At 51.4% G+C, this 249-nt stretch carries 1 rRNA gene; it reads left to right on the forward strand.

Annotated features, from left to right (window positions below):
- A 23S ribosomal RNA gene (locus tag KO539_RS29940) occupies positions 1 to 249 on the forward strand; the annotation flags it as partial.

The following is a 249-nucleotide window of genomic DNA, read 5'->3' on the forward strand; positions in this document are numbered from 1 at the left end:
TGCAGGAAAAGAAATCAACCGAGATTCCCAAAGTAGCGGCGAGCGAAATGGGAAGAGCCTGTACGTGATAGTCGGACCGATAACAGAATCCTCTGGAAATAGGAGCCATAGCGGGTGATAGCCCCGTATGTGAAATCGGACCGGTGGTACTAAGCGTACGACAAGTAGGGCGGGACACGTGACATCCTGTCTGAATATGGGGGGACCATCCTCCAAGGCTAAATACTCGTAATCGACCGATAGTGAACC

This window comes from Janthinobacterium sp. NKUCC06_STL (assembly GCF_019345455.1).
GTDB classification, from domain to species: Bacteria; Pseudomonadota; Gammaproteobacteria; order Burkholderiales; family Burkholderiaceae_D; genus Janthinobacterium; species Janthinobacterium rivuli.